A 24897-nucleotide genomic window follows, 5' to 3' on the forward strand; every position below is an offset into this window, starting at 1 on the left:
GGACAATACGTGAATCCAGGCCACTGACTCCGGGAATTTCCGGCGGTCAGCTCCCGCTCTTGCTGTCCGGCGCCGAAGAGGCAGAGTCCGGCCCGGCACTCCGGACGGCACCCGGCGATGTCGTGCGCGCGCCCTCGTCGTGCAACACCCGCATGGCGGGGGTGTCCAGATCGTCGAACTGTCCGCTCCGGGCGCTCCACACGAAGGCGACGACGGCGCCGGCCACGATCAGCAGCGCCAGCGGCAGCACCAGAAAAATCACGCTCATGCCATGGCCTCCGCGGCCGGTGGAACGGGAGCGGCATCGCGCCGCGATCGCGAGCCGATCGGACGTCGATCCTGCCGGGGAAACGTATGGCCATGCCACGATCCCAGCACCACCGTGATCGAACTGGCCGGCATGAGAAGCGCCGCCACGAGCGGTGTGAGCAGGCCGAACATCGCCATCGACGCACCCACGATGTTGTAGGCGATCGACAGCGCGATGTTGCGGCGGATCACGTGCAGCGTGCGCCGGGAGCCGTCGATGAGCTCCACCAGTGGCGTGAGACCGGCTCGGGTGAGATACACGTCGGCCGTGGCCAGGCAGGCTTCCGCGCCGCCCTGAACGCCGATGCCCACGGTCGCCGCCGCGATCGCCGCCGCATCGTTCACGCCATCCCCCACCATCACCACCCGACCCGCGGTCCTGGCGCGTTCGATAAACGCCAGTTTTTCCTCGGGCGATGCGCCGCCGATGGCGTCCGCGGGTGCAAACCCCAGCGACGCGCCCACCGTGCGCACCACATCCTCGGCGTCGCCGCTGAGCAGCACCGTGCGCCAACCGCGCGCGCGCAACTGATCGAGCGATACGCGGGCATCGTCGCGCACGCGGTCGCCGAGACCGGCGATGGCCACCAGTTCGCCATCCACGCTCACGTGCACGGGCGTCAGTGTGCGACCGATCTCATCGTCGGCATTCGGGGTGCCGGCCGTCGTTTCGAGCCCCGAGGCGATGGAGGTGGTCTGCGCGGCCACGAAGCGCGGAGACCCGATGCGCACCCGGCGTCCGTCGATCACACCTTCCAGACCCCCGCCCACCACATGCCGCGCCTCTGAGACGTCCAGGCCATCCGGCCGCGCGAGACCGGGCCAGGCGTTCCGGAAGCCTTCGGCCAGCGGATGCGACGAACCGGCTTCGAGCGTCAGCACCAGCGGCTTCACCCACTCGGGACCGACCCAGCGCACCAGCGCGGTACGGCCTTCGGTGATGGTGCCGGTCTTGTCGAACACCAGCGTGCCCGGCGCGGCCAGCGACTCGAGTGCATCGCCGCCCTTGATCAGCATGCCGTTCCCCGCCGCGCGTCCGACCGCCACGGTGATGGCCAGCGGTGTCGCGAGCGCGAGCGCGCAGGGACAGGTCACGATCAGGAGCGCGATGGCGTCGTCGAGCGCATGCGGCAGCGAGAGCGCGCTCTTGATGCCGAACGTCGCGGCGGCGAGCAGCAGCACCACGGCGGTGAAGATGCCGGCGAGCCGGTTGGCGGTCTGCACGATCGGCGCCCGCCGGCGACTGCTCTCTTCCACCTGCTGCAGCAGCTTCGCGATGCGGCTCGATTCTCCCGCCTGTTCCACCCGCACCTGCAGCGGCGCTTCCACGTTCAGCGTGCCGGCGAACACGGTCTCGCCTTCCCGCACCGAAGCGGGACGCGATTCCCCGGTGAGCAGCGCACCGTTCACGGTGGAATGTCCGCGCACGACGATGCCGTCGGCGGCAAACGTCTCACCGGCCCGCACGTCGAGCACCATGCCGGGCAGCAGCGCCTCGCTCGGAATTTCACGCACCGTGTCCTGCTCGACGATGCGGGCCGTGTTCGGCGCGATGGCGTGCAACAGCTCCGCCGAATCGGCCGCCAGACGCTGACCGCGTTGCTGCAGGAACCGGCCCACAAGCAATGCGAAGATGAGCAGCGCCAGACCATCGAAGTAGATGGGGCCCGTGCCGGTGACGGTATTGATCGTGCCCCGCACGAGTCCGGCCGCCAGCGCGATCGCGATGGGCAGATCCATGTGCAGCGACTTCGTGCGCACCGAGGCCCAGGCCCCCGTGAAGAAGACCCGACCGGGCCACACGAACGCCGGCACCATGAGCGCAAAACTCACCCACCGGAAGAAGTGCGTGAAACTCGCCTCCATGCCGTTGAGTTCCCCGGCATAGAGCGCGAGCGCCGCCAGCATCATGTTGATCGCGATGGCGCCGGCGATGCCGATGCGCACGAGCATTGCACGATCCTCGCGTCGGCGCATGTCGGCGCGCGCGACACCGCGGAACGGATGCGGCGGATATCCCAGCACATCGAGCGCCCGTGCGATCGCCGACAGCGGAACGACCGTCGGGTCCCACTCCACGACGGCCAGCGAGCGGCGGACATCGAGCTCGGCCCGCAACACGCCACTCTGCAGCAGCGGCACACGTTCCACCAGCCACACACACGATGCGCAGTGTACGCCCTCGAGATACAGCTCCGTGCGCGCGAGCCCACCGGGCTGCGGCTGCACATAAAGCTGCGCGAACGTGGGGTGATCGAACTCCTCGTAGCTCCGTCCCGAGGCGCGTACCGGCGCTTCACGACGCTGCGGAAATCCGTAGTAGCTGTCGAGACCGTGCTCGTGCAGGATCGCGAATGCCGTATGGCACCCCGCACAGCAGAACTGCCGTTCGGCGCCTTCCTGGAAGAGGCCCGGTGGCACCGCCGACGAACAGTGCGTACAGAGCACCGTGGCGTGTTCCGTTGCGTGCTTCGCCACACCGTCCGCCGTGGCGAGGCGCAGGGCGTCAGTGGACATGCACGGTGCGCAGATGGCCCGACAGTGACCAGAGCCCCATGATCAGGACCACGGTGGCACTCACCATGGGCAGCCGGTTCCGGAATGGCGCCAGCACGGTCTGCGCGCCAAGGCCCACGGCGACGAGCGCCGGTACCGTGCCCAGCCAGAAGATCGCCATCATTCCCATGGCCGACAGCACACTACCCGTGCCGCCCGCGGTGGCCACGAACACGTACAACCAGCCGCAGGGCAGCAGCGTGGTGAGCAGTCCGGTGAGCAGGGCGCGGAGGCCAACGGGTTGGCTGCGCACGGCATGCAGCACCCGACCCAGCATGCGTTGCCAGGCTTCCGGCGCGCGCAGTGCCCCGAGCGAGACGCCGCGCTGTGCGGCGAGTGTGCTCACGGCCCAGGCGATCATGAGTGCCCCCGCCACGACGGCGGCTCCCTGCTGGATGCCGGCCAGGGCGCCCAGGTGCGAGACGTGCGCACCCACCACACCGGCCAACGCGCCGAGGATGAGATACGACAGCAATCGTCCGATGTTGTACAGCGCGTGCGCATGCAGCAGCGACGGCCGGGGTGACGATGCACCGTTCACCCCCGCTCCCGCATAGAAGCAGACAAAACCGCCACACATCCCGGCGCAGTGCACACTGCCCACGAGACTGGCCATCAGGACGCCTGCCGCAGTGCCGATCATGGCAGGTCGCTCATCGGGTGCTGCTCATCGGGTACCACTCATCGGGTGCCACTCATCGAGTGCCGCGGCTCCCGCTATCGGGGACGGCAGTGGGGATGGCGGTGGTGTGCGCCGCCCGCACGGCGGTGATGCGTGTGCTCACCGAATAGCGGGCCGGGGTCGACACATCGGGATGCTGCCCGTCGGCATGCAACGCCTCGACGCGCACTTCCCACTCGCCGGGCGTGCTGATCGGCAGCGTCGAGACATAGGTGCCGGGGGCGGTCTCCGGCAGCACCGCGGTCAGCGTGTCGTTCGCGCGGGCGTTGAAACGCGCCGTCACGGAGACGGTGGCGCCCACCAGCGGACCGGCGTCACGATCCTTGAGGCGGATCGTGAGACGTGTGGGCTGGCCGGTCACGAGGGAATCGAGCGACGACTCGACTCCCCATCCCAGATCGAGATTGCGCCGCTCCTGCGCCATCGTGGAATCGAACGCCACGGCCCGGGCGTAATAGTCCGGTTCCACGGCGAACGACGGATCGTCGTTCGCGATACGCATCACGGCGATGTTGGCGACGACCGTGGCGCCGAGGATGACGGCGACGCCGATGGGCCAACCCATACCGGGTTTCACGGGGTTCCTCCGGCCGACGCACCGGTCGGACCGAGCAGTCGGTATTTCACGGATTCCTGATACCCCCGGGGATCACTGACCGCGATCGTGACCCACCGTTCACCGTTGGTGAAAGCGCGGGCGGGAATCAGGACGAAGATACTGGTCGTGCGGGTGGCGCCGGCGTCGACCTGCAGCGGGTTTTCGGGAGCCACCACCGTGATCTCGTCGGGCCGCAATCCGGCCGTCTCGAGGCCTTCCACCGTGATGGTGTAGGGCATGGCCTCCCCGCGCCGGTTGGTGAGCTTGATGCGGATCTGATTGGAGATGCGGCCGTCGCTTTCCGTGGCAAACGGTCCGTCGAGTCCACGCAGCACGGTGAGATCGGCGGGCTGCTTGAGGAACAGCGCCAGCGCGAGGCCTCCCAGCAGCACCGTGAGCACGATCGGATACAGGATGGTGCGCAGGCGGAGCAACTGCTTCGGCTTGCCGGCGATCGTATCCTGCGACGAATAGCGGATGAGTCCCGTGGGTTTGCCCACCTTGCGCATGATGTCGTCGCAGGCGTCGATGCACTGCGTGCAATGCACGCACTCCATCTGCAGGCCGTTGCGGATGTCGATGCCGGTGGGGCAGGTCTGCACGCAGGCCCCGCAATCGATGCAGTCGCCTGCATCGGGGCTGCGGTCCTTCGTGTTGTGCGCCCGCGGTTCGCCGCGCACGTAGTCGTAGGCCACGATCGTGGACTGCCGGTCGATCAGCGCCGCCTGCCAGCGGCCGTACGGGCAGACGATGAGACAGGTCTGTTCACGGAAATACGTGAAGTTGAACCAGACGATGCCGGTGAAGATCACCACGAACGCGAAGGCCGTGGGATGTGCGGCCGGTGAATGCAGCATCCACTGGTAGAGCTGATCGGTGCCCACGAAAAACGCCAGAAACGTGTGGGACACGAACAGGGCCAGCAGGAAGAACGTGATGTACTTCGCGATGCGGCGCGGGGTGAACCACGCGCCTTTCCTGTCGAGATTGCGCGAGCCCGTGTACCCGCCGTCGAACCAGCGGCCGATGGGCCGGAAGAGAAACTCGAGATACACCGTCTGCGGACAGGCCCAGCCGCACCACGCCCGTCCCCAGAGCGCCGTGACCAGGAAGATGCCCACCACGATGGCCCCCAGCACGAACATGAACAGCAGGGTGTCCGTGGGGAGGAACGTGAAACCCATCAGGGTGAACTGGCGGCGCGGCAGATCCATGAGGAACACCGGCTTGCCGAACACCCGCAGGTGGGGTGCCAGAAAGAAGATCGCCATCAATGCATACGCCATCACGCGGCGTCGATGCCACCAGGCGCCGTGTGATGGCTTCGGACGGATCCAGCGACGACTGCCATCTTCGTTCAAGGTGGGGAGGACGCGCCCCCCCACCTTCTGTGGTGCGGCCTGTCCGCTCACGGCGTGACGAGTTCTCCTTGTGGCGCTTTGGGATTCGGCGGGTTCGACCCGTGCATCGAAACGACGTACGCCACCACCGCCGTCAGCTGCTCGGGTTTGAGCGACTTGCCCCAGGGGGGCATGCCCTTCGCAAGAACGCCGTCAACGACCGTCTTGTAGATGTCGGTGATCTTGCCACCATGTAACCAGTAATTGTCGACGAGACTGGGGCCGATGAGCCCACCGCCGTCCTGACGATGACAGGAGGCGCAGTAGGCGTCGAACGTGCTCTTGCCCGCGGCCAGGGCCTTCTGGTCACCGACCAGCGCCAGGAGCGCTCCTTCGGACACATCGTTGCCGCTGGGCGCGGGATGCGCGGCGGCAAAGGCCTTCATGTCCGCTTCGTAATCGGCGATCCAGCCCTTGCCGGCGCCGATCGGTCCGATGTTGAGCACATACAGCACCGAGAAGATGATGGTGAGCGCGAAGGTGGTCAGCCACCAGCGCGGCATCGGATTGTCGTATTCCTGGATACCGTCGTAGCTGTGTTCGATGAGGCGATCCTGCGTGCGCCCCTTCGGATCGGGTGTGGTGTCCCGTGTGTCCCGCTTCGGTGATTCGGCCATGGTTCAGCGCTCCTTCGGGCGGGAATGGGAAACGACCGTGCCCTCGTCGAACGGCAGCCGGGCCGCCGCGTCCAGCTCGCGGCGACGCGACGGCAACCAGGTGCGGATGGCGACGGCGATGAAGACGGCGACAAACAGCACCAGCGCGATCTCGGTATAGATCGACAGGCCGGCGTGCGACATGATGTCGGAGAGTTTCATCAGTGCTGCGCTCCCGGTGTCGAAGTCGGAGCGGCCGTCGTGCCCACTGCCGGGCTCCCGCTGCCCGGCGTGGACGTGACCTTGATGTCGCGGCCCAGGCGCTGCATGTAGGCCACGATGGCCACCATCTGCTTGTCCTCGAGACCGGCCGGCCCGCCCTGCTCCACGATGGCCGCGGCGATCTGCTTCGCCTGTTCGCGCGCCATGGCGGGCGCCCGGTTGACGGCATCACCATACGGCACGCCGATCATCGCCATCGCATCCACCCGCTTCTGGATGCCATCGAAATCGAGCGCGGTGGTGGCGAAGTGCGGATACGCCGGCATGATCGACTTCGCGGTGACGGCGCGCGGATCCTCGAAGTGGCGCACGTGCCAGAGATCGGGATACTTGCCGCCTTCACGCGCGAGGTCGGGCCCGATGCGGCGCGAGCCCCAGAGGAACGGATGTTCGTACACCGACTCACCCGGCTTGGAGTAGTCGCCGAAACGTTCCGTCTCGTACCGGAAGGGGCGCACCATCTGCGAGTGGCAGTTGAAGCAGCCTTCGGCGATGTAGATGTCGCGGCCGGCCAGTTCGAGCGGCGTGTACGGCTTGACCGACGCGATCGTCGGCACGTTCGACTTGATGAGGAACGTGGGCAGGATCTCGAACAGCGACGCGACGACCACGGCGAGGATCGTGAGCGCGGTGAAGAGCATCGGGGCGCGTTCCCACGCGCGGTGCCACTCCACCTGGTTGAAGCGCGCCCAGAGTCCCTGCGCGGGAATGACCGGGTGATCGGGCACGTAGCGCCGCGCGAGCGGAGCCGCTTCGATCACCGGCACATCGTACGTCGCGGGGCGCTTGGCCCACGTCTTGAAGATGTTGATGCCGAACACCACCATGCCCGCGATGTAGAACGTGCCGCCGACCACGCGCATCCAGTACATCGGCATCAGCTTGAGCACGGTCTCCACGAAATCGGGATAGGCCAGGCGTCCCGTTTCGTCGAATGCGCGCCACATCAGCCCCTGCGTCACGCCGGCGCTGTAGATGGCCACGACATACAGCACGATCCCGATGGAACCGAGCCAGAAGTGCATCTCCATCAGCCGCTTGCTGTAGATCTCCGTCTGGAAGAGCCGCGGCAGCAGCCAGTAGATCATGCCGAACGTCAGGAAGCCGTTCCAGCCCAGCGCGCCGGTGTGCACGTGCGCGATGATCCAGTCGGTGTAGTGCGCGAGGGCGTTGACGCTCTTGATGGAGAGCATCGGGCCTTCGAACGTCGCCATGCCGTACGCGGTGACGCCGACCACGAAGAACTTGAGGATCGGGTCCTGCGCCACCTTGTGCCAGGCGCCGCGCAGCGTGAGCAGTCCGTTGATCATGCCGCCCCACGACGGGGCCCAGAGCATCACCGAGAAGAGCATGCCCACCGTGGCCGCCCACTCCGGCAGCGCCGTGTAGTGCAGATGGTGCGGACCGGCCCAGATGTACATGAACACCAGCGACCAGAAGTGCAGGATGGACAGCTTGTAGCTGAACACCGGCCCTTCGGCGGCCTTGGGCATGAAGTAGTACATGAGGCCGAGGAACGGCGTCGTCAGGAAGAAGGCGACGGCGTTGTGCCCGTACCACCACTGCATGAACGCGTCCTGCACCCCGCCGTAGATGCTGTAGCTCTTCAGCGGCCCGGCCGGCATGGACAGGTTGTTGAAGATGTGCAGCATCGCGACCGTGACGATCGATCCGATATAAAACCAGAGCGCCACATAGATGTGACGCTCACGCCGGCGGATCAGGGTCCCGAAGAAGTTCACCGCGAAGGCCACCCACACCACGGCGATCGCGATGTCGATCGGCCATTCGAGTTCGGCGTATTCCTTGGCCTGGGTGTACCCGAACGGCAGGGTGAGGGCGGCGGATACGATGATCGCCTGCCATCCCCAGAAATGAAACCGGCTCAGACCGTCCGAGAACATGCGCGCCTTGACCAGGCGCTGTGTGCTGTAATAGCAGCCGGTGAAGAAGGCATTCCCGGCAAACGCGAAGATCACCGCGTTCGTGTGCAGCGGCCGCAGACGGCCGAACGACAGGAACGAGGTGTTGAAGTTGAAGATGGGATTCGCGAGCTGCAGCGCGATGAGCAGTCCGACCACCATGCCCACCACGCCCCAGATGAACGTGGCGAACAGGAATTTCCGGACGATGTCATCGTCGTAAGAGAAGCGGTCCAGGGTCGCGGCTGATGGAGCAACCGCGCTGGGTGCGGAGGTCATCGATAGCCCTCAGGGTTTGCAAAGGAATGGGGACAGTGCCCCAAGTGTAGGTCACGGTGCCCCCTTTGTCCCGTCAGGCGCGCGATGGACTTACGTCGGGGAAAACCCGATGGAGAGGTCCGGTTGCGGTTCTCTGGTGGTCCCCGATGACTCGGTCGGGCCCGTCGCCGCCGGGCCGCCGGGTGTTCCCCGACAGGGCGCCGCGGCCGGCTCACCCCGAAGCGCTCCCCCTGTTCGCGCTGCTGTTGGGCCTGGGCCGTCAGCTCCGACGGGTCTCGGTCACCCGGAGGGCTCTCGGGCAGGGATTGGACAGGTACGAATCCCATGTCCCGGTCCGGAACCAATCATTCCGGGAATCGCTATACTTCCACCATGTCTGCATATCTACCCAACAGGGCGGTCGGGGACGTCTCGAAGACGCCGGATCGCCGGGCCTTCCTGAAACAGGCCACCGTGCTCGTCGGACTGGTCGCCGTGGGACGTGTGGCGGAGGCCCAGGCCGGAGCCCGGGCAGTGGCTGGAGCCCAGGGGGCGACCGCCCAGCCGGCCACGCAGCCCGCCGTGCGCGCCATGACCGTGTACAAGGACCCCAATTGCGGGTGCTGCGCCAAGTGGGTGGATCACGTGAAGCAGGCGGGATTCACGGTCACCGTGCGCGAGACCGACGACATGGACAGCGTGAAGGCCTCGTTCGGTGTGCCCGCGGCGCTCGCCTCGTGTCACACGGCCCGTGTCGGTGCGTATGCCATCGAAGGGCATGTGCCGGCCGATCTCATCGTGCGGCTGCTCAAGGAACAGCCGGCGGGAAGGGGTCTCGCCGTGCCCGGCATGCCCGTGGGCTCACCGGGCATGGAGATGGGCTCGCGCAAGGATGCCTACGATGTGCTCCTCTTCGACAAAGCCGGCAAATCCCGGGTCTACGCTTCGCGATAGTCGGCCGTGATCTCTGATCAATCGTCGGGCGTCGTCGTGCATCATGCCGACGACGCCGATATCCCCGCCATCGTGGCGCTGAACAATCTCTATGCACCCGATGGCCTGACGCTCATGCGCAGCGAGGCCTTCGTCACCGGCCACCTGCAGGACTATCAGGTGATCCGCTCGGTGGAAGGACGTGTCATCGGACAGGTGGCGCTCGACGAGTACTCGCCCTCGCTCGTCGAACTCGTGTCGCTGGCCGTGGCGCCCGATGCCCAGGGCCGCGGGCTGGGCCAGGTGCTCATCAGCGCCGCCGAGCATCTGGCGCGTGAGCGCAGTTATCCGGAGATCTTCGCCATCTCGCTGGCCGAGCCGCTCTTTCTGCGGATGGGGTATCTCGAGTCCACCATCGAGCGCTATCCGGAAAAAATCGCACGCTACAAATCGATTTCGCGTTCCGAGTTGTCCATCGGTCGCAAGTTCTGCTTCACGAAGTCGTTGGTGGCGGCGAACTGAACGTCTGCGGCTGAGGGGCCCGATGGCGGGTTTCCGGTGACATCCGCCGGATCGCGCCACCGAACGTGCGGATGGCAATGGCGGTCCGCGCGGAAGCGGTCAGCTGTTTCCGTTGCGCTCGGGCCCGGGCAAACGGGCCGGGCATGAGCGCCGGCGCGGCATGCAGCGTGATGCGGATGTCACGCAGGGCTCCCACACGCGGCAGATTGGCCATCAGGGTTTCGTCGCCGATCCAGCAGAGCGCCGAGAGATCGCCCTGACTGGCCGACGCCGTCACCGCGAGGGGAACGACCAGGGCCCGTGCGCGCACGGCCGCTTCCACCAGCCCCGACTTGAACGGCAGCAGCGCGCGGCCGTCTCCCGTCGTGCCCTCGGCGAACAGCAGCACCGAGGTACCCGACTGCAGCGTCTCCTGCAACGCGGGAATGGCCCGCAGCAGATCGCGCTTGCGCTCGCGATCCACCCAGATGACTCCGAGGGCATCGGCGCACCATCCCACCACGGGCCAGCGTTGCACATCCCGCTTGGCCACGAACGTGCAGCGCCGCCGCGCCAACACCGCGACGATGTCCAGCCATGAGAGATGATTGGCGATCATCAGCACGGGTTCGCGGGGCCACGCGCCGCGCACCGTGACGTCGACGCGCAGGACGGTCAGCACGCCCCGGCACAGCAGGCGCATGAACGGCCACGCCACTCCCTGGGCGATGCGACGCGCGATGGCTCGCGTGATCCGTTGCATGGCCCCTTGCCCGAACGACGGCCGGGAAGGTGTCATCCGAAGAACGACTGATACGTGCGCGGTTCCATCGCGTGGATATCGAGCAGCACCAGGTAGTCGGTGGTCGCGAATTCGCGGTCGAACGCCGGTGCGCCGCATACCCGTGCGCCGAGCGAGAGGTATCCGTCGAACAGGGGCGGCAGGGGAATGGCGAGCGCCTGTTGCCGCGCGTCCCCGTCGAGCTGCGGGCGATGACGCCCGTCGTCGGCGAGTGCGCGCACCTCGGGGCGTGGCCGCACCAGCACCCGATCGTGCAGCGCCTCCCGGGCATGCAGGGCGCGCCAGGTGTTCACGGCGCGGGTCTCGTCGAGACCGCTGATGGAGCAGCAGCCGAAGAGATAGCGCTTCTCGTTCCATTGCAGGTAACGCGCCAGTCCCTTCCAGAGCAGTCGCAACACCCGTCCCGAACGATGGGGGGCCGCCACGCAGGCCCGTCCGATCTCCACGGCCTCGCCGAGGATGGCGCCGGGCACGGCGCCGAGTTCGAACAGCGTTGCGCTGTAGAACCCGTGGCGGGTCGCGGCCATCACCGCGGTCTGCAGCCGATAGGTGCCGACGATCTCCCCGCTCGGCCGGTGCACGATCATGAGATGATGGAACCACGGGTCGCGCTCGTCGGCGTCCCGTCCGGTGTGGGCGGCCGTGGCCAGCCCTTCCTGCAGTTCCTCGTTGAACACCCGATAGCGCAGGGCCTGGACGGCGTGCAGATCGGCCCGGGTCCAGGCGAACCGCAGATCGTAACTGCCGACCGAAATCACGCCGGGCGGGATCCCGTCGCTATGGTGCGGAAAGACATCCAGATCGGTCGGAGCGGCGGGGAGTCTGGCGGGCGATGGTCCTGCGATCGGCGCCGCAATCAGTCCCGCATGGGCAGGCGATGGAGTCCTCATGCGACACATGGTGACAGCGGAACGCAACGGGGAGATGTCGGCACGACCACGGCGGCGTCACCACCCCGCAACGGTCCGGTTGGGGCCGGGCGCCGGAAAGACTGGCCACCGGCTATCCCGTCTGCGAGTTTCTCCTGCATGTCACCACAGTTCGTCGACCCGGCGCTGCCCAAGCGCATCGACCGCTGGCGCAGCCCCGCGCTCGGTCTCGAGATGCCCATCGTGAGCTACGGCTGGCGCGGTCAGCCGGTCCTGCTCTTCCCCACCGCGGCCGCGGATTTTCTGGAGAACGAGCGGTTCTGGCTGATCAAAGCCATCGAACCGCTGCTCATCCAGGGACGTATCCGGGTGTTCTCCATCGATTCCATCAACCGCCTGGCCTGGATGGAGCGGGGGCTGCCGGTGCCCGAATGTGCGCGACGCCAGGCGTTGTATTCGCGGTACGTGGAAGACGAAGTCGTGCCGTTCATGCGACACGTCGTCGGCGATCAGAGCGCGCGCGCCATCACCACCGGCGCGAGCTTCGGCTGCTTCCATGCGGCCAATGCGTTCTTCCGTCGTCCGGATCTGTTCGGTGGGGTGATCGGCATGAGCGGTTTCTACGATCTGTCGCCGAGCTATCTGCTGGGGTACTCCGACGACAACTGCTACTTCAACAATCCCATGTGGTACGTCGCCAACATCGAGGGATGGCCCCTCGATCAACTGCGACACCACTCACGGATCGTGCTCACCAGCGGTCAGGGCGCCTACGAGCGTCCGGACATGACGCGGGACTTCCACGATCTGCTCGACCGGAAGGGCGTCGGTCATCTCTACGAATTGTGGGGGCACGACGTGAATCACGACTGGCCCTGGTGGCGCAAGATGCTGCCCTACTATCTGGAGCGTATCGGATGCTGAGCAACCGTTGGTCCGATCGGCGGCACGAACGGCCGGTCCGCCGCGGCGCCGGTCGGGCGGGCGCGGTGTCGATGGTCACCCTGGCCGTCGCACTCACCGCGGCGATGATGGGGCCGGATTCCGCGCTCGAAGCGCAGACCGCGAAGGCCGGCGTGGCCGTGGCGCCGACACCCGCGGGACAGCCCATGCGCAACGCCTCGCTGGACGCGCGCGTGGCGCATGTCCGTCGCCTCCTGCGCGGCTCGCCGCTCATCGATGGGCACAACGATCTGCCGTGGGCGATGCGCGAGGAGAAGGAGAGGCCGCTCGACGTCGTGGCCTACAATCTCCGGCAGACGACACGCGGCATGACGGACATCGCGCGTCTGCGGAAGGGCATGATCGGCGGACAGTTCTGGTCGGTGTACATCCCCGGGGAAGTGCGCGATTCGGGATATGCGCGCATGCAGCTCGAGCAGATCGACATCGCCAGGCGCGTCATCGAGCGGTATCCCGATGTGCTTGCGCCGGCGCTCACCGCGTCCGACGTGCGGAAGGCCTTCGCCCAGGGCAAGATCGGTTCCCTGCTGGGCATGGAGGGTGGACATGCCATCGAGAATTCGCTCGGCGCGCTGCGGGCGTATTACGCGCTCGGCGCGCGGTACATGACCCTCACGCACAACGTGACGCTCGACTGGGCCGATGCGGCGGCCGACAAACCCGTGCACGGCGGTCTCACGCCCTTCGGCGAGGAAGTCGTGCGCGAGATGAACCGGCTGGGCATGCTCGTCGATCTGGCACACGTCTCACCGGGCACGATGAGCGATGCGCTGGACGTCAGCGAAGCGCCGGTCATCTTCTCGCACTCGAATGCGCGCGCGCTCACCGATGTGCCGCGCAACGTGCCCGATTCCATTCTCGCGCGCCTGCCGAAGAACGGTGGTGTGGTGATGGTGACCTTCGTGCCGCAGTTCGCTTCGCAGAAGTTCGCCGACTACAGCGCGCGGATCACGGCCGTCCGCGATTCCATCACGAAACGTTTCCCCAACGACAACGACGCGCAGTTCCGGGCCATTGCCGCCTGGCGCGAAGCGAATCCGGCGCCGGTGGTCACCATCGGCGACGTGGCCGATCACCTGGATCACATCCGGAAGGTCGCCGGCAGCGCGCACGTGGGCATCGGTGGCGATTTTGACGGCATCACGGAAACCGTTCAGGGGCTGGAGGATGTCTCAAAATATCCCGACCTGCTGGCGGAACTCGTGAAGCGCGGGTGGACCGATGCGGAATTGCGGGCCCTCGCCGGCGAGAACGTGTTGCGGGTGCTCACGCGCGCGGAAGCCGTGTCCGCCCGTCTGCGCAAGGAACGTCCGGCCAGCACGAAGACCATCCAGCAGCTCGACCGGAAGGTCGTCCCCTGACCTCACGGTCTTTCACCCACTTCCCGTTCCAATGACGCTCGATCGTCGCTCGTTCATCAAATCGTCCGCCCTCATCGGCGGCGCTGTCGGTCTCGGCGTTCCGGCCGCGGCTCAGGCGTTCACCGCCGACGGCGTGCGGGTTCCCGCTCAACCCGCCTATCGGCCCGAAACCGGCGACGCACAACCCAGGCCGCTCCGCATTCTGATTCTTGGTGGCACGGGATTCATCGGTCCGCAGCAGGTGGACTACGCGTTGGCGCGCAAGCATCAGCTCACGCTCTTCAATCGTGGACAGAGTGGGCAGGGCCTGTTCCCGCAGGTGCCGCGCATCATCGGCGATCGCAACGCACCGGGTGGACACGACGGACTGAAGAAGGGCACGTGGGACGTCGTGATCGACAACCCCACGCGCAATCCGCAGTGGGTGCGCGGTGCCGGTGAAGCACTCAAGGGGCGTGTCGGGCAGTACATCCTCGTCTCCACGATCTCGGTGTACAGCGACTATTCGAAGCCCGGCATGGACGAGAGCGGGCCGATGCATGCACCGGGCGCGCCCGAGGCGTGGGCCAGCAACGATGGGGCGCACTACGGCCCCAACAAGGTGCAGTGCGAAATCGATGCGAAGGCGCAATTCGGCGCCGACAAGGTGACCATCGTTCGCCCCGGCCTCATCGTGGGACCGGGCGATCTCAGCGATCGGTTCTCCTACTGGCCCGTGCGTATCGACCGGGGCGGTGAAGTCATGGCGCCCGGTATGCCCAGCGATCCGGTGCAGTACATCGACGTGCACGATCTCGGCGAATTCATCGTGCGACTCGGTGAGAACCACACCATCGGCACGTTCAACGCCACCGGCCCGGCGGCGCCCACCAACATCGCCGAGATGTTGTACGGCATCAAAGCCGTCACGACCAGCGATGCGAAATTCACCTGGGTGCCCGCGGAGTTCCTCGCGCAGCATCAGGTGCGGGCGTGGTCCGACATGCCGGTGTGGCAACCGGGGCAGGGACGCACGGCCGGTTTCATGGCCGTGAATTGTCAGAAGGCCTTAGCGGCCGGTCTGACGTTCCGGCCGCTGGCCGACACGGCAAAGAGCACGCTCGACTGGTACAAGACGCGACCGGCCGCGGAGCAGGAAAAGGCGCGCGCCGGACTGGCCCCAGAGAAGGAGCAGACGGTGCTCGCGGCGTGGCGCGCGCGACAGGGCGAAACCCGACCGGGTGAAGGACGTCAGGACGAGGGCCATCAGAGCGGGGCCCGGTGACGACCGACGAACCGTTTTTTTGGCGTCGCACGTTCAATCGCCTGGGCACCATCGAACCGGGCGAGGAGCGTGCGACGCTGCTCGCCGCGATCTATTTCTTCTTCGCACTGGCCAGCTACTTCATTCTGCGCGCCGTGCGTGATGCGGTCGGTGTCGCCGCCGGCACCGACAAGCTTCCCTGGTTGTTCACGGGCACGTTGCTGACCACGCTGGCGATGAATCCGATGTATTCATCGATCGTGGCGCGACTGCCCGTGCGGCGTTTCATCCCGATCGTGTACCGGGTGTTCATCGCGCTGCTGCTCACGTTCGCCGCGGTGATCAAATGGGGACCGAACACCTGGGAGCCGTACCTCGGCCCGGCGTTCTGGATTCTCACCAGCATCTACAGTCTCTTCATCCCCTCGGTGTTCTGGGGATTCATGGCGGACACGTTCCGTCCTGAACAGAGCAAGCGGTTGTTCGGGTTCATCAGCGTCGGCGGCACACTCGGCGCCCTGGCCGGCGCGTTCCTGACGTCGCGTCTGGCGGAAGTGGTGGGCACGCCCGTACTGATGGTGATGTCGGTGGTGCTGCTCGAAAGTGCCGTGCGATCGGCCGGCCGGTTCCCGCCCAGCTTCCGGCCCGACACGCGGGCCCGCGACGAAGCACAGCAACCCGTGGGGGGATCGGCGTTTGCCGGCATCACGCACGTGCTCGCGTCGCCCTATCTGCTGGGCATCGGTCTCTACATGCTGATGTTCACCATCGGCTCGACCATCCTCTACTTCCAGCAGGCCGAGATCGTGGGCGCGCGCTACGCCGATCGTGAAGCACGCACGGCGTTCCTGGCCACGATCGACACGGTCGTGCAGTCGCTCACCATTCTCGCCCAGCTTTTCGTGACGGGACGGGTGATCAAGTGGTTCGGTGTGGCGGTGACGCTGGCGATCATGCCGGTGCTAAGTCTCGTGGGGTTCGCGGCGCTGGGGACATGGGGCACGCTCGCCGTGTTCGTGGTGTTCCAGGTGCTGCGTCGGGCCGGTGAGTACGCGTTCGGTCGTCCGGCGCGCGAGGTGCTGTACACGGTCGTGTCGCCCGAAGACAAGTACAAGGCAAAAAACTTCATCGACACGTTCGTGTATCGCTCCGGCGATCAGATCGGCGCCTGGAGTTATGCCGGGTTGTCGGCGCTCGGCCTCGCGGTGGGAACCATCTCCCTGGCCGCGGCGCCGTTGAGCGCGGTCTGGTTGGCGATCGCGTTGTGGCTCGGCCGCGAGCAGGCCAGGCGTCAGCGGGAAGAAGCGGGAGTGTCACGGTTGGGGTCGCTTGCGGATCGGTAGGGATCATGCGTGAACTCGAGGGTACATTGAACCACGCCCCTCAACGTTCACGTACTCCGAGCGAGGTCATACCGACATGTCAGAAGTGACACTTCCACGTTTGCGCGCACGCGGCCTGATGGCGGCCGCGACCCTGTCCCTCGCGCTCGTCTTCTCGGCCTGCGGACCGAAGGATGCAGAGATCAAAGCCGCCGTCGACACCGCGATCAGCGGAGTGTCCGGCATCACGGTGGCGGTCGACAAAGGTGTCGCCACCGTCAAGGGTGAGTACGCCAGTGAAGAGGTCCGCGCTTCGACGAATGCGCTGATCAAGGGCGTCAAAGGGGTGAAGGCGGTGGCCGACAGCGCGACGGTCACACCCCCCGTGGTGATCTCTCCCGACGAGGCCCTGCGCACGAGCGTGACGGCGGCCCTCGCGGCCTATCCCACGTTGAGCACCACCATTCAGGATGGCGTGGTGACGCTCACGGGTGAAGTGAAGCGCGCCGATCTGCCCAAGGTGATGCAGGCGCTTTCCGCCCTGAATCCCAAGAAGATCGAGAACAAAGCCACCGTGAAGAAGTGAACGCCATCCACCCATACGTCAGCAATCACCGATGAGCGCTCTCGAAACCAAGTACGCCGAGCTGATCACCGCGCTCGGTATGAGTGGTGCGACCAACGTGGCGGTGCGGGCACAGGACAACGTGCTCTACATCGACGGAGTCGTGCCCACCGGCGAAGCCAAGGACCGGATGTGGGCCATCTACGAGAAGATCGACCCCGACTTCCGGGGTGGTGATCTCGTACTCAACCTCGATGTCTCGCCGGCGGCGCCATCCACGCGCCTCAAGGTCACGACCAAGAGTTCCAATCTGAACATCCGCAAAGGGCCCGGCACCGATCAGCCGATCATCGGCAAGGCGGCGCACGATTCCGTTGTCACGCTGCTCAGCAAGTACAACGACGAATGGGCGCTGATTCGCTCGGAGAAGGGCGAAGAAGGCTACTGCTCGCTCCAGTATCTGACCGCGATCTGATCCGGTTTTGCTCACGCCGTGCTCGCCGTCGGAATCATCCGGCGGCGGGCACGGCGTTTTTGCAGGGATTCATCAGGGATTCATCAAGGATTCTTCGCCGCCGCGGGTCCATCACGCGGTCACGCCCAACCGGCCCTGATCTGCCATATTGTGCGGCAGGAGGCCCGCGATTCCGGCGGCCTCCTTCACCGCCACCCCGCGCCCATGTCCGGTCTTCTTTCCAGCCCGATCTTCCGTACTGTCCTGCTGCTCACCGCGTCCAACGTCTTCATGACGTTCGCCTGGTACGGACACCTCAAGAACCTGAGTGACCGGCCGTGGGTGATCGCGGCGCTGGTGAGCTGGGGGATCGCGCTGTTCGAGTATCTGCTGCAGGTGCCCGGCAATCGCATCGGCGCGACGGCACTCAGTCTGCCGCAGCTCAAGATGTTGCAGGAAGCCATCGCGCTGACGGTGTTCGTGCCCTTCGCGGTCTTCTACATGAAGCAGCCGGTGAAACTGGACTTCCTGTGGGCGGGCCTGTGCATCATGGGGGCGCTGTACTTCATGTTTCGCGGGGCTACGCCGGGCGCCTGATGGGAGACGCGGGGAGGAGACACGCCGGGACCCGAAAGGAACCATTCCGTCTGTGATTCTTCCATTACACCAATCTCTAGGGAGGCGTCGATCACTTGACAGTGTTAGGTGAAAACGGCAACTTCCTGTCATGAGCACTGCAGAAATCAGGAGCGCCTCCCTGGCTCGGCGTGAGCGGCAGAAGGCCGAAACGCGACAGGCCATCCTGGATGCCGCCCGGGAGCTGTTCGTGGCCGATGGCGTCGAGGCGACCACCATGCGCGCCATTGCCGCCCGCATCGGCTACACGCCCACCGCCATCTACCATCATTTCCGCGACAAGGATGCGCTGATCATGGAGCTGTGCCTGGCGGACTTCTCCGCCCTGGGCACCGCGCTCTACGGCATCGGACGCATCGAAGACACGGTGGAGCGGATGCGCCGGATGGCGCTGGCGTATACCGACTTTGCGCTGGCAAATCCGAGCCAGTATCGCTTCATGTTCATGACAGAACACGGACACACGTTCGACGATGAAGTCGGCAGCCTTGAAAAAGCGCCGGAAGAGGACGCCTACCTCTTCCTGCTCGACAGTGTGAAAGAAGGCATGCAACACGGGGTTTTCCGCCCCGAACTCGACAATCCCGATGCCATCGCCCAGATGCTCTGGAGTGGCATCCACGGGGTCGTCTCCCTGTGGTTCACCCACCGGAACAACACCCACATCAACCTGCTCGATCCGCGGGCCGGCGTCGAACGCATCTGCGACGTCATGATGCGGGGCAGTCTCCGAAACCCGGGATGACCTTCCGTCGTTAGGTGAAAACATCCGATCGCCGCTTTCCGACGATCGGCTCCCATCACAACGCATTTCCCATCCGCGGGCGCTCTGGCGCCCTTCTTAAGCGACATCAACTTAACAGTGTTAGTACGCCAATCCATGTACAACAACGCATCGCCGTTCAGACGCGCCCTCTTGGCAGGACTGCTCCTCGCCTGCACATCGCCAATGGCCGGGGCGCAGACCACGGCCCCGGCCGGCGAGTCGGCCCGGACCATTCTCGACGGCTATGTGAATGAAGCCATTGCCGCCAATCTCGCGCTCGCCCAGCAGACCGCGGCCCTGCGTCGCGCCAACGCCGGCGTGAAGGAAGCCAATGGACGTTTTCTCCCGTCCCTGGGTCTCAATGCCCGCTATTCCGAATTCAGCGGTGTCATCAACATCGGCGACTTCATCAATCCCGCCTACGCCGCGCTCAATCAGCTCATTGGCCAGGAGCGTTTTCCCACCGACATCGCCGCGACTCTGCCGCTGCGTCAGGAAACCAAGCTCGAACTCGCACTCCCGCTCTTCAACGATGCACTCTTCGCCTCCCGCGCGGCGGCACGCGCGCAGCGGGATCTGATCGGTGCCGGTCGCGCCACGGCCATGCGCCAACTCGCCGCCGACGTGCAGCTCGCCTGGCTGGGATACGCCACCGCGTCCCGCGCCGTCGAGACACTGGACGCGACGGTGCCGGTACTCGAAGAACATCTGCGTGTCAGTCAGCGTCTCATCGACGCGGGCCAGGCCACACCCGATGTCCTGCTGCGGGCCCGGGCCGAACGCAGCGAACTGCAGCAGCAGCTCGACGACGCCCGCCGTCAGCGCGACGCCGCGCGGCGTGCTGTGAATCTGCTGCGCAACAAGGACACCGACGCCGAGGTGCGTCTCGCCGCGGACAGTTCCCTGCTGCCGGTGGACACGCTCGCGCTCGATGCCCTGATCGCCAACGCCATGACCCGTCGCGAGGAACTCGCCCAGGCACGAGGCGGCATCCAGCTCGCCAGGGCACAGGAGCGCCTCGCGACATCGGCGTTTCTGCCGTCGCTCTCCCTCGGCGCGAGTTATGGCGTGCAGGGCGATCGCTATCGCTTCGATCGCAACAACGATGTCGGATTGGCCTCACTCGTGTTGTCGTGGAATCTCTTCAACGGCACGCAGGACGCCGCCCGCCGGGAACAGGCGCGGGCGCTGCGCAGTGAAGCCGAATACCGGCAGATGGAAGCACAACGCGCCATTCACATGCAGGTGGAGAATGCCATCGACGCCGTGCGGGTGGCCCGCGCCGGCGTCACCTCCGCGGACGATCGCCTCAATGCGGCGCAGCGGGCGTTCACCCTCGTGCAACGTCGTTACGCCGAAGGTCTCGCGACGCCGGTGGACTTTCTCAGCGCCCGTTCGGCGTTCACCGCCGCGGCCATCAATCAGGTGATCACCCGTTTCACCCTCGCTTCCCGACTGGTGGAGCTCGAACGCGCCGCCGCATTGCGATCGCTGCCGGACTGACGATTCCGACTGCCGATTCCGACACCACCGCGACGCCATAACGATGCCATCGCATCGACGCGCGCTCCCTCACGAAGCCGCCCCACGCCATTCACCGAGTCCACCATGTCCACACATTCCCGCTTTCTGCGTCCCACGATGTATCTGCCCGCGGCTCTGTTGCCGGTCCTCACCGCCTGTGGAGACCGTCCGTCCGCCGATACCGCTGACGCCAATACCAGCACCACATTGCCCACGCCGGTCAGCATCGCGCCGGTGAGTGCCCAGCCCACGGCCTCTCCCGTCGTGGCCACGGGCACCTTCGGTTCCCGCGACGAGATCCCACTCGCGTTCAAGATCGGCGGCGTGATCGAACGCGTGACGGTGGATGAAGGCGCCACCGTGCGGCGCGGCCAGGTGCTTGCCGCACTCGATCTGCGCGAAATCGATGCCGCCGTGACCAAGGCGCAGGTGGGCGTCGACAAGGCCCAACGTGACCACGCGCGCATCACGCGTCTCGCCGCCGATTCCGTGGCCACCCTCGCCCAACTGCAGGACGCCACCTCCGCACTCGATGCCGCCCGGGCGGATCTGGCCACGGCCCGCGTGAATCGCGAATACGCCATCGTCACTGCGCCCGAAGACGGTATCGTCCTGCACCGGCTCGGCACACCGGGCAGCACGGTGGGGCCCGGCCAGTCCGTGCTCACACTGGGGGGCTCGAAGCGCGGTCGTGTCATGCGCGCCGGTCTCACCGATCGGGATGCGCTGCGTGTGCGTGTCGGTGACAAGGCCACAGTGCGTTTCGACGCCATCCCCGACCGCAACTTCACCGGTTCGGTGGTGCTGCTGGGACGTGCCGCCGATGCCCGCACGGGCACCTTCGCCGTCGAAGTCGCGCTTGCCGGCAGCGACGCGCTGCCCAGTGGCCTCGTCGGACAGATCACCATCGCCGTGGCCGGCACTTCACTCGCCGCATCGGTGCCGGTGGATGCCCTGGTCGAAGCGGATCGTGATTCGGCCACCGTTTTCACCGTGGCCGACACCACGTCACAGGGTGCACACATCGCCCGCGCACAGCGTGTGCGTGTGTCCCGGTTGAGTGGCGCCTATGCGGCGGTCGATGGTCTCGAGGCCGGCGCGCTGGTGATCACCCGCGGCGCGCCCTATGTCACCGACGGTGCGCGGGTGCGGGTCGTGAGCGAGGCGACACTCGATTCGACGGTGCGCGCTGCTTCGACCGCGGCTTCCGCTACTGCCCCGCAGGCCCCCACGCGTGACAAGGCGGGGATACAGCCGTGAACCCCCTCAGCAAACTGACCGAATTTTCCGTGAAGCGGTGGCAGTTCACAGTGTTGCTGTTCCTCATGTTCGCGGCGCTCGGCGTGTCGAGCTGGATCGCCATCCCGCGGGCGGAAGATCCCGACTTTCCGGTGCCCATCTTCACCACGGTCGCGGTCTATCCCGGCGCCTCGCCGGAAGACATGGAGCAGCTGGTCACCGACCCCATCGAAAAGCAGATCAAGACGCTCACCAACATCCGCAAGCTCGAAAGCACGAGCTCCGACGGGGTTTCGGTGGTGAACGTGGAGTTCGATTCCGATGTCGACGCCGAACGCAAGTACGATCAGGTGCTGCGCGAGGTGAATGCCCTGCGTCCGTCCTTGCCGGCCGCGCTCACGCGTCTCGACGTGCAGCGCAATGAAAACTCCGACATCACCGTGTTCCAGGTGGCGTTGGTCGCGCCCTCGGCGCCCTATGCGCAGGTAGACGACATCGCCAAGCGGGTGGAGGACGCGCTCGAGCGTGTGCCCGGTGTGAAGCGGGCGCGGCGTGCAGCCGCACCGCCACGCGAGATGCAGGTGACGCTCGATCTGGGTCGTCTCGCGCGACTCGGTATCACACCGGCGCAGGTGCTCAACGCCCTTGGCAGCGACAATACCCAGATCCCCGGCGGCTCCGTGGACGTGGGCACACGACGCTACAACGTGGCCACCACCGGCCGCTATCGCACGGCCAGCGATGTGGAACGCACCGTGATTGCCGGGGCGAACGGCGCCGTGGTGCGGGTGCAGGATGTCGCCACGGTGTCATGGGGCGATGGCGATGCCGTCCACCTCGGTCGCTGGAACGGACAGCGCGCCATGTGGGTGACGGTGGCGGTACAGAAGGGGCAGAATGTGTCCGCGGTGAAGCAGAACGTCTGGGCCGAACTCGATCGTCTGGAGCGCACGCTGCCCTCGGGCATCACGCTGGCGCGCGGATTCGATCAATCGGAGAATGTCGATCGACGCCTGGCCCGGCTCGGTGAGGACTTCGTCATCGCCATCCTGCTCGTGCTCGTCACGCTGCTGCCGCTTGGCACGCGGGCGTCGATCATCGTGATGGTGTCCATCCCGCTGTCGCTGGCGATGGCCGTGACGATGCTGCACATCACCGGCTACTCTCTCAATCAGCTCACCATCGTGGGCTTCGTGATCGCGCTGGGATTGCTGGTGGACGATTCCATCGTCGTGGTGGAGAACATCACGCGTTTTCTGCGCAATGGCTACACACGCACCGCGGCGGCCGTGGAAGCCACGAAGCAGATCGGTGTGGCCGTGCTGGGCGCCACTGGCACGTTGATCTTCGCCTTCGTGCCGCTGCTGTTCCTGCCCGGCCTGCCGGGCAAGTACATCCGTTCGTTGCCCATCGCGGTGGTGTACGCCGTGGTGGCCAGTCTCTTCGTCTCGCTCACGATCATTCCATTCCTCGCCAGCCGGCTCATGCCGCGCACCGATTCGGCGCATGGCAATCGGGCGCTGCAATGGCTGGATGGTCTCATTCATCGCACCTACGCGCCGCTGCTGGGCCGGGCCATGGCACGCCCATGGGCCACCCTGGGAATCTCGGCGCTGCTGATCGTGGGGGCGTTTGCGCTGGTGCCGGCGGTGGGCTTCTCGCTGTTCCCCAAGGCCGGCACGCCGCAGTATCACGTGGACATCGCCACGCCCGATGGCACATCGCTGGCGGAAACCAATCGGGCGGTGACGTACGCCGAACAGCTCATCTCGGCGCATCCGCTCACGCGTGCGGTGATGGCCAACATCGGCAAGGACAATCCGATGGTGTACTACAATGTCTTTCAGCGCGCCGAAGCGCCCAATCGCGCCCAGTTGCTGGTCCTCTTGAAGGAGTACGACAACACGCGCACGCCGCGCATGCTCGATTCGTTGCGTGAGAAGCTGGCGCTCTATCCGGGTGCGCGCATCGAACTCAAGGAATTCGAGAACGGTCCGCCCATCGATGCACCCATTGCCATGCGTGTGGAAGGCACGAATCTCGACACCCTGCAGCGTATCGCGGCCCAGTACGAAGCCGTGTTGCAGCGCACCGAGGGCACCCAGTACGTGAACAACCCGGTGCGCCTGCGCCGCTCCGATCTGCAACTGGTGGTGGACAAGCAGAAGGCCGGATTGCTGGGGGTTCCCAACGTCGAAGTGGAGCGCACCCTGCGCCTCGGGATCGCCGGCCTCGAGACGGGCACGATCCGCGCTGAAAATGGCGAGGAGTATCCACTCGTGGTGCGCATCGCGCACGACGGCCGGCCCACGCCGGACGCGCTGGAGCGGATCTTCGTGAGCAGCGTGACGGGGGCGATGGTGCCCCTCTCACAGCTCGCCAGCACGCGCTTCGATGCGTCACCCACCATCATCGCGCACAAGGATCGTCAGCGCAGCGTGACCGTGACCAGCTACGTGCGATCGGGCTACAACACGGATGCGGTCACACGCACCGTCATCAGCCGTCTCGATTCGATCGCGCTGCCGACTGGATACACGTTGCACCCCGCGGGGGAAATCGAGAGCCGAGAAGAGAGCTTCGGCGGCATCGGCAGCGCCATCATCGTGGCGGTGTTCGCGATTCTCGCCATTCTCGTGCTGGAGTTCCGGGACTTCCGCACCACACTGGTGGTGGCGTCCGTGATTCCCCTGGGCGTGGTGGGCGGGATCGTCGCGCTGTTGTTGAGCGGGTACACCCTGAGCTTCACCGCGATGATCGGATTCGTCGCGCTCGTGGGTATCGAGATCAAGACCAGCATTCTGCTGGTCGATTTCACCGATCAGCTGCGACACGAAGGGGTTCCGCTCGACGAAGCCATCCGTCGCGCGGGCGAGATCCGCTTCCTGCCCATCGTGCTCACCACGCTCACCGCCATCGGCGGGCTGCTACCGCTCGCGGTGCAGGGATCGGGACTGTATTCACCGCTGGCCTGGGTGATCATCGGCGGGCTGGTGTCGAGCACGCTCATCGCGCGTCTCGTGACGCCGGTGCTGTACCGCATGCTCGCACCAGCCCTGGAACCGACGACTGCTTCGTGATCACGAAAGTGACCACTGCTTCATGATCACCCGATG

General features: G+C 66.0%; 23 protein-coding genes. 13 read left to right on the forward strand and 10 right to left on the reverse strand.

Going from position 1 to position 24897, the window contains the following annotated elements:
• Positions 1-46: 46 nt before the first annotated feature.
• From ccoS to ccoN, 8 genes are read right to left on the reverse strand one after another with little or no spacing between them, the layout of a single operon-like run.
• Complete coding sequence (gene ccoS, locus WG208_RS12545) at positions 47-268, reverse strand: cbb3-type cytochrome oxidase assembly protein CcoS (RefSeq protein ID WP_337171706.1); 222 nt, start codon at positions 266-268, stop codon at positions 47-49.
• Positions 265-2826 (reverse strand): heavy metal translocating P-type ATPase, encoded by a 2562-nt coding sequence (locus WG208_RS12550; protein WP_337171707.1) that lies wholly within the window; start codon positions 2824-2826, stop codon positions 265-267. The genes ccoS and WG208_RS12550 overlap by 4 nt, the downstream gene beginning before the upstream one ends.
• Positions 2816-3508 carry a sulfite exporter TauE/SafE family protein gene (locus WG208_RS12555; protein ID WP_337171708.1) on the reverse strand — a complete coding sequence of 231 codons (693 nt, stop codon included), beginning with the start codon at positions 3506-3508 and terminating at the stop codon, positions 2816-2818. The genes WG208_RS12550 and WG208_RS12555 overlap by 11 nt, the downstream gene beginning before the upstream one ends.
• 52 nt (positions 3509-3560) lie before the next feature.
• Entirely contained in the window at positions 3561-4124 is a 564-nt protein-coding gene (locus WG208_RS12560; protein WP_337171709.1) for a FixH family protein, read from the reverse strand.
• Complete coding sequence (gene ccoG, locus WG208_RS12565) at positions 4121-5557, reverse strand: cytochrome c oxidase accessory protein CcoG (protein WP_337171710.1); 1437 nt, start codon at positions 5555-5557, stop codon at positions 4121-4123. Before ccoG ends, WG208_RS12560 begins: the two co-directional genes overlap by 4 nt.
• Positions 5554-6162: a cbb3-type cytochrome c oxidase N-terminal domain-containing protein gene (locus WG208_RS12570; RefSeq protein ID WP_337171711.1), complete on the reverse strand. Its 609-nt coding sequence runs from the start codon at positions 6160-6162 to the stop codon at positions 5554-5556. Before WG208_RS12570 ends, ccoG begins: the two co-directional genes overlap by 4 nt.
• A gap of 3 nt (positions 6163-6165) precedes the next feature.
• Positions 6166-6363 (reverse strand): cbb3-type cytochrome c oxidase subunit 3, encoded by a 198-nt coding sequence (locus WG208_RS12575; protein ID WP_337171712.1) that lies wholly within the window; start codon positions 6361-6363, stop codon positions 6166-6168.
• Complete coding sequence (ccoN, locus tag WG208_RS12580; RefSeq protein ID WP_337171713.1) at positions 6363-8624, reverse strand: cytochrome-c oxidase, cbb3-type subunit I; 2262 nt, start codon at positions 8622-8624, stop codon at positions 6363-6365. Before ccoN ends, WG208_RS12575 begins: the two co-directional genes overlap by 1 nt.
• Positions 8625-8996: 372 nt before the next feature.
• Here ccoN and WG208_RS12585 point away from each other — a divergent pair, with 372 nt between their 5' ends.
• Both WG208_RS12585 and WG208_RS12590 read left to right on the forward strand, forming a co-directional pair.
• Positions 8997-9557: a DUF411 domain-containing protein gene (locus WG208_RS12585; RefSeq protein WP_337171714.1), complete on the forward strand. Its 561-nt coding sequence runs from the start codon at positions 8997-8999 to the stop codon at positions 9555-9557.
• 6 nt (positions 9558-9563) lie between these two features.
• The gene (locus tag WG208_RS12590) at positions 9564-10058 is read left to right on the forward strand and encodes a GNAT family N-acetyltransferase (RefSeq protein WP_337171715.1); all 495 of its coding nucleotides are present in this window, start codon (positions 9564-9566) and stop codon (positions 10056-10058) included.
• On the opposite strand, the gene WG208_RS12595 is transcribed toward WG208_RS12590, so the two are convergent.
• Together WG208_RS12595 and WG208_RS12600 are read right to left on the reverse strand one after the other, a co-directional pair.
• A complete protein-coding gene (locus WG208_RS12595; RefSeq protein ID WP_337171716.1) occupies positions 10030-10836 on the reverse strand; it encodes a lysophospholipid acyltransferase family protein in 807 nt (268 codons plus the stop codon). The genes WG208_RS12590 and WG208_RS12595 overlap by 29 nt on opposite strands.
• Positions 10833-11597, reverse strand: coding sequence for a GNAT family N-acyltransferase (locus WG208_RS12600; protein ID WP_337171717.1), 765 nt, complete (start codon positions 11595-11597; stop codon positions 10833-10835). The genes WG208_RS12595 and WG208_RS12600 overlap by 4 nt, the downstream gene beginning before the upstream one ends.
• 270 nt (positions 11598-11867) lie before the next feature.
• Here WG208_RS12600 and WG208_RS12605 point away from each other — a divergent pair, with 270 nt between their 5' ends.
• The 11 genes from WG208_RS12605 to WG208_RS12655 all read left to right on the forward strand — a co-directional run bounded on the left by WG208_RS12605 (position 11868) and on the right by WG208_RS12655 (position 24861).
• Positions 11868-12632, forward strand: coding sequence for an alpha/beta hydrolase-fold protein (locus WG208_RS12605; RefSeq protein ID WP_337171718.1), 765 nt, complete (start codon positions 11868-11870; stop codon positions 12630-12632).
• A complete protein-coding gene (locus tag WG208_RS12610; RefSeq protein WP_337171719.1) occupies positions 12626-14032 on the forward strand; it encodes a dipeptidase in 1407 nt (468 codons plus the stop codon). Before WG208_RS12605 ends, WG208_RS12610 begins: the two co-directional genes overlap by 7 nt.
• 31 nt (positions 14033-14063) lie before the next feature.
• Positions 14064-15296 (forward strand): twin-arginine translocation signal domain-containing protein, encoded by a 1233-nt coding sequence (locus tag WG208_RS12615; RefSeq protein WP_337171720.1) that lies wholly within the window; start codon positions 14064-14066, stop codon positions 15294-15296.
• Entirely contained in the window at positions 15293-16618 is a 1326-nt protein-coding gene (locus tag WG208_RS12620) for an MFS transporter (RefSeq protein WP_337171721.1), read from the forward strand. The genes WG208_RS12615 and WG208_RS12620 overlap by 4 nt, the downstream gene beginning before the upstream one ends.
• A gap of 85 nt (positions 16619-16703) precedes the next feature.
• Positions 16704-17183 carry a BON domain-containing protein gene (locus tag WG208_RS12625; RefSeq protein WP_337171722.1) on the forward strand — a complete coding sequence of 160 codons (480 nt, stop codon included), beginning with the start codon at positions 16704-16706 and terminating at the stop codon, positions 17181-17183.
• A 31-nt stretch (positions 17184-17214) separates the two neighbouring features.
• Positions 17215-17637, forward strand: a complete 423-nt coding sequence (locus WG208_RS12630; RefSeq protein ID WP_337171723.1) for an SH3 domain-containing protein — start codon at positions 17215-17217, stop codon at positions 17635-17637.
• Between the two features lie 204 nt (positions 17638-17841).
• Positions 17842-18213, forward strand: a complete 372-nt coding sequence (locus WG208_RS12635; RefSeq protein WP_337171724.1) for a DMT family protein — start codon at positions 17842-17844, stop codon at positions 18211-18213.
• 130 nt (positions 18214-18343) lie between these two features.
• Complete coding sequence (locus WG208_RS12640) at positions 18344-18997, forward strand: TetR/AcrR family transcriptional regulator (protein WP_337171725.1); 654 nt, start codon at positions 18344-18346, stop codon at positions 18995-18997.
• 171 nt (positions 18998-19168) lie between these two features.
• Positions 19169-20521: a TolC family protein gene (locus WG208_RS12645; RefSeq protein WP_337171726.1), complete on the forward strand. Its 1353-nt coding sequence runs from the start codon at positions 19169-19171 to the stop codon at positions 20519-20521.
• Between the two features lie 105 nt (positions 20522-20626).
• Positions 20627-21802 (forward strand): efflux RND transporter periplasmic adaptor subunit, encoded by a 1176-nt coding sequence (locus tag WG208_RS12650; protein ID WP_337171727.1) that lies wholly within the window; start codon positions 20627-20629, stop codon positions 21800-21802.
• A complete protein-coding gene (locus tag WG208_RS12655) occupies positions 21799-24861 on the forward strand; it encodes an efflux RND transporter permease subunit (RefSeq protein WP_337171728.1) in 3063 nt (1020 codons plus the stop codon). The genes WG208_RS12650 and WG208_RS12655 overlap by 4 nt, the downstream gene beginning before the upstream one ends.
• Positions 24862-24897: the final 36 nt, after the last annotated feature.

This window comes from Gemmatimonas aurantiaca (assembly GCF_037190085.1).
Lineage (GTDB): Bacteria > Gemmatimonadota > Gemmatimonadetes > Gemmatimonadales > Gemmatimonadaceae > Gemmatimonas > Gemmatimonas aurantiaca_A.

Excerpts from the sequence above, each read along its gene's own strand:
- ccoS (WP_337171706.1), bottom strand. The coding sequence starts at position 268 with ATGAGCGTGATTTTTCTGGTGCTGCCGCTGGCGCTGCTGATCGTGGCC.
- WG208_RS12550 (WP_337171707.1), bottom strand. The coding sequence starts at position 2,826 with ATGTCCACTGACGCCCTGCGCCTCGCCACGGCGGACGGTGTGGCGAAG.
- WG208_RS12555 (WP_337171708.1), bottom strand. The coding sequence starts at position 3,508 with ATGATCGGCACTGCGGCAGGCGTCCTGATGGCCAGTCTCGTGGGCAGT.
- WG208_RS12570 (WP_337171711.1), bottom strand. The coding sequence starts at position 6,162 with ATGGCCGAATCACCGAAGCGGGACACACGGGACACCACACCCGATCCG.
- WG208_RS12575 (WP_337171712.1), bottom strand. The coding sequence starts at position 6,363 with ATGAAACTCTCCGACATCATGTCGCACGCCGGCCTGTCGATCTATACC.
- ccoN (WP_337171713.1), bottom strand. The coding sequence starts at position 8,624 with ATGACCTCCGCACCCAGCGCGGTTGCTCCATCAGCCGCGACCCTGGAC.
- WG208_RS12585 (WP_337171714.1), top strand. The coding sequence starts at position 8,997 with ATGTCTGCATATCTACCCAACAGGGCGGTCGGGGACGTCTCGAAGACG.
- WG208_RS12595 (WP_337171716.1), bottom strand. The coding sequence starts at position 10,836 with ATGACACCTTCCCGGCCGTCGTTCGGGCAAGGGGCCATGCAACGGATC.
- WG208_RS12605 (WP_337171718.1), top strand. The coding sequence starts at position 11,868 with ATGTCACCACAGTTCGTCGACCCGGCGCTGCCCAAGCGCATCGACCGC.
- WG208_RS12610 (WP_337171719.1), top strand. The coding sequence starts at position 12,626 with ATGCTGAGCAACCGTTGGTCCGATCGGCGGCACGAACGGCCGGTCCGC.
- WG208_RS12615 (WP_337171720.1), top strand. The coding sequence starts at position 14,064 with ATGACGCTCGATCGTCGCTCGTTCATCAAATCGTCCGCCCTCATCGGC.
- WG208_RS12630 (WP_337171723.1), top strand. The coding sequence starts at position 17,215 with ATGAGCGCTCTCGAAACCAAGTACGCCGAGCTGATCACCGCGCTCGGT.
- WG208_RS12635 (WP_337171724.1), top strand. The coding sequence starts at position 17,842 with ATGTCCGGTCTTCTTTCCAGCCCGATCTTCCGTACTGTCCTGCTGCTC.
- WG208_RS12640 (WP_337171725.1), top strand. The coding sequence starts at position 18,344 with ATGAGCACTGCAGAAATCAGGAGCGCCTCCCTGGCTCGGCGTGAGCGG.
- WG208_RS12650 (WP_337171727.1), top strand. The coding sequence starts at position 20,627 with ATGTCCACACATTCCCGCTTTCTGCGTCCCACGATGTATCTGCCCGCG.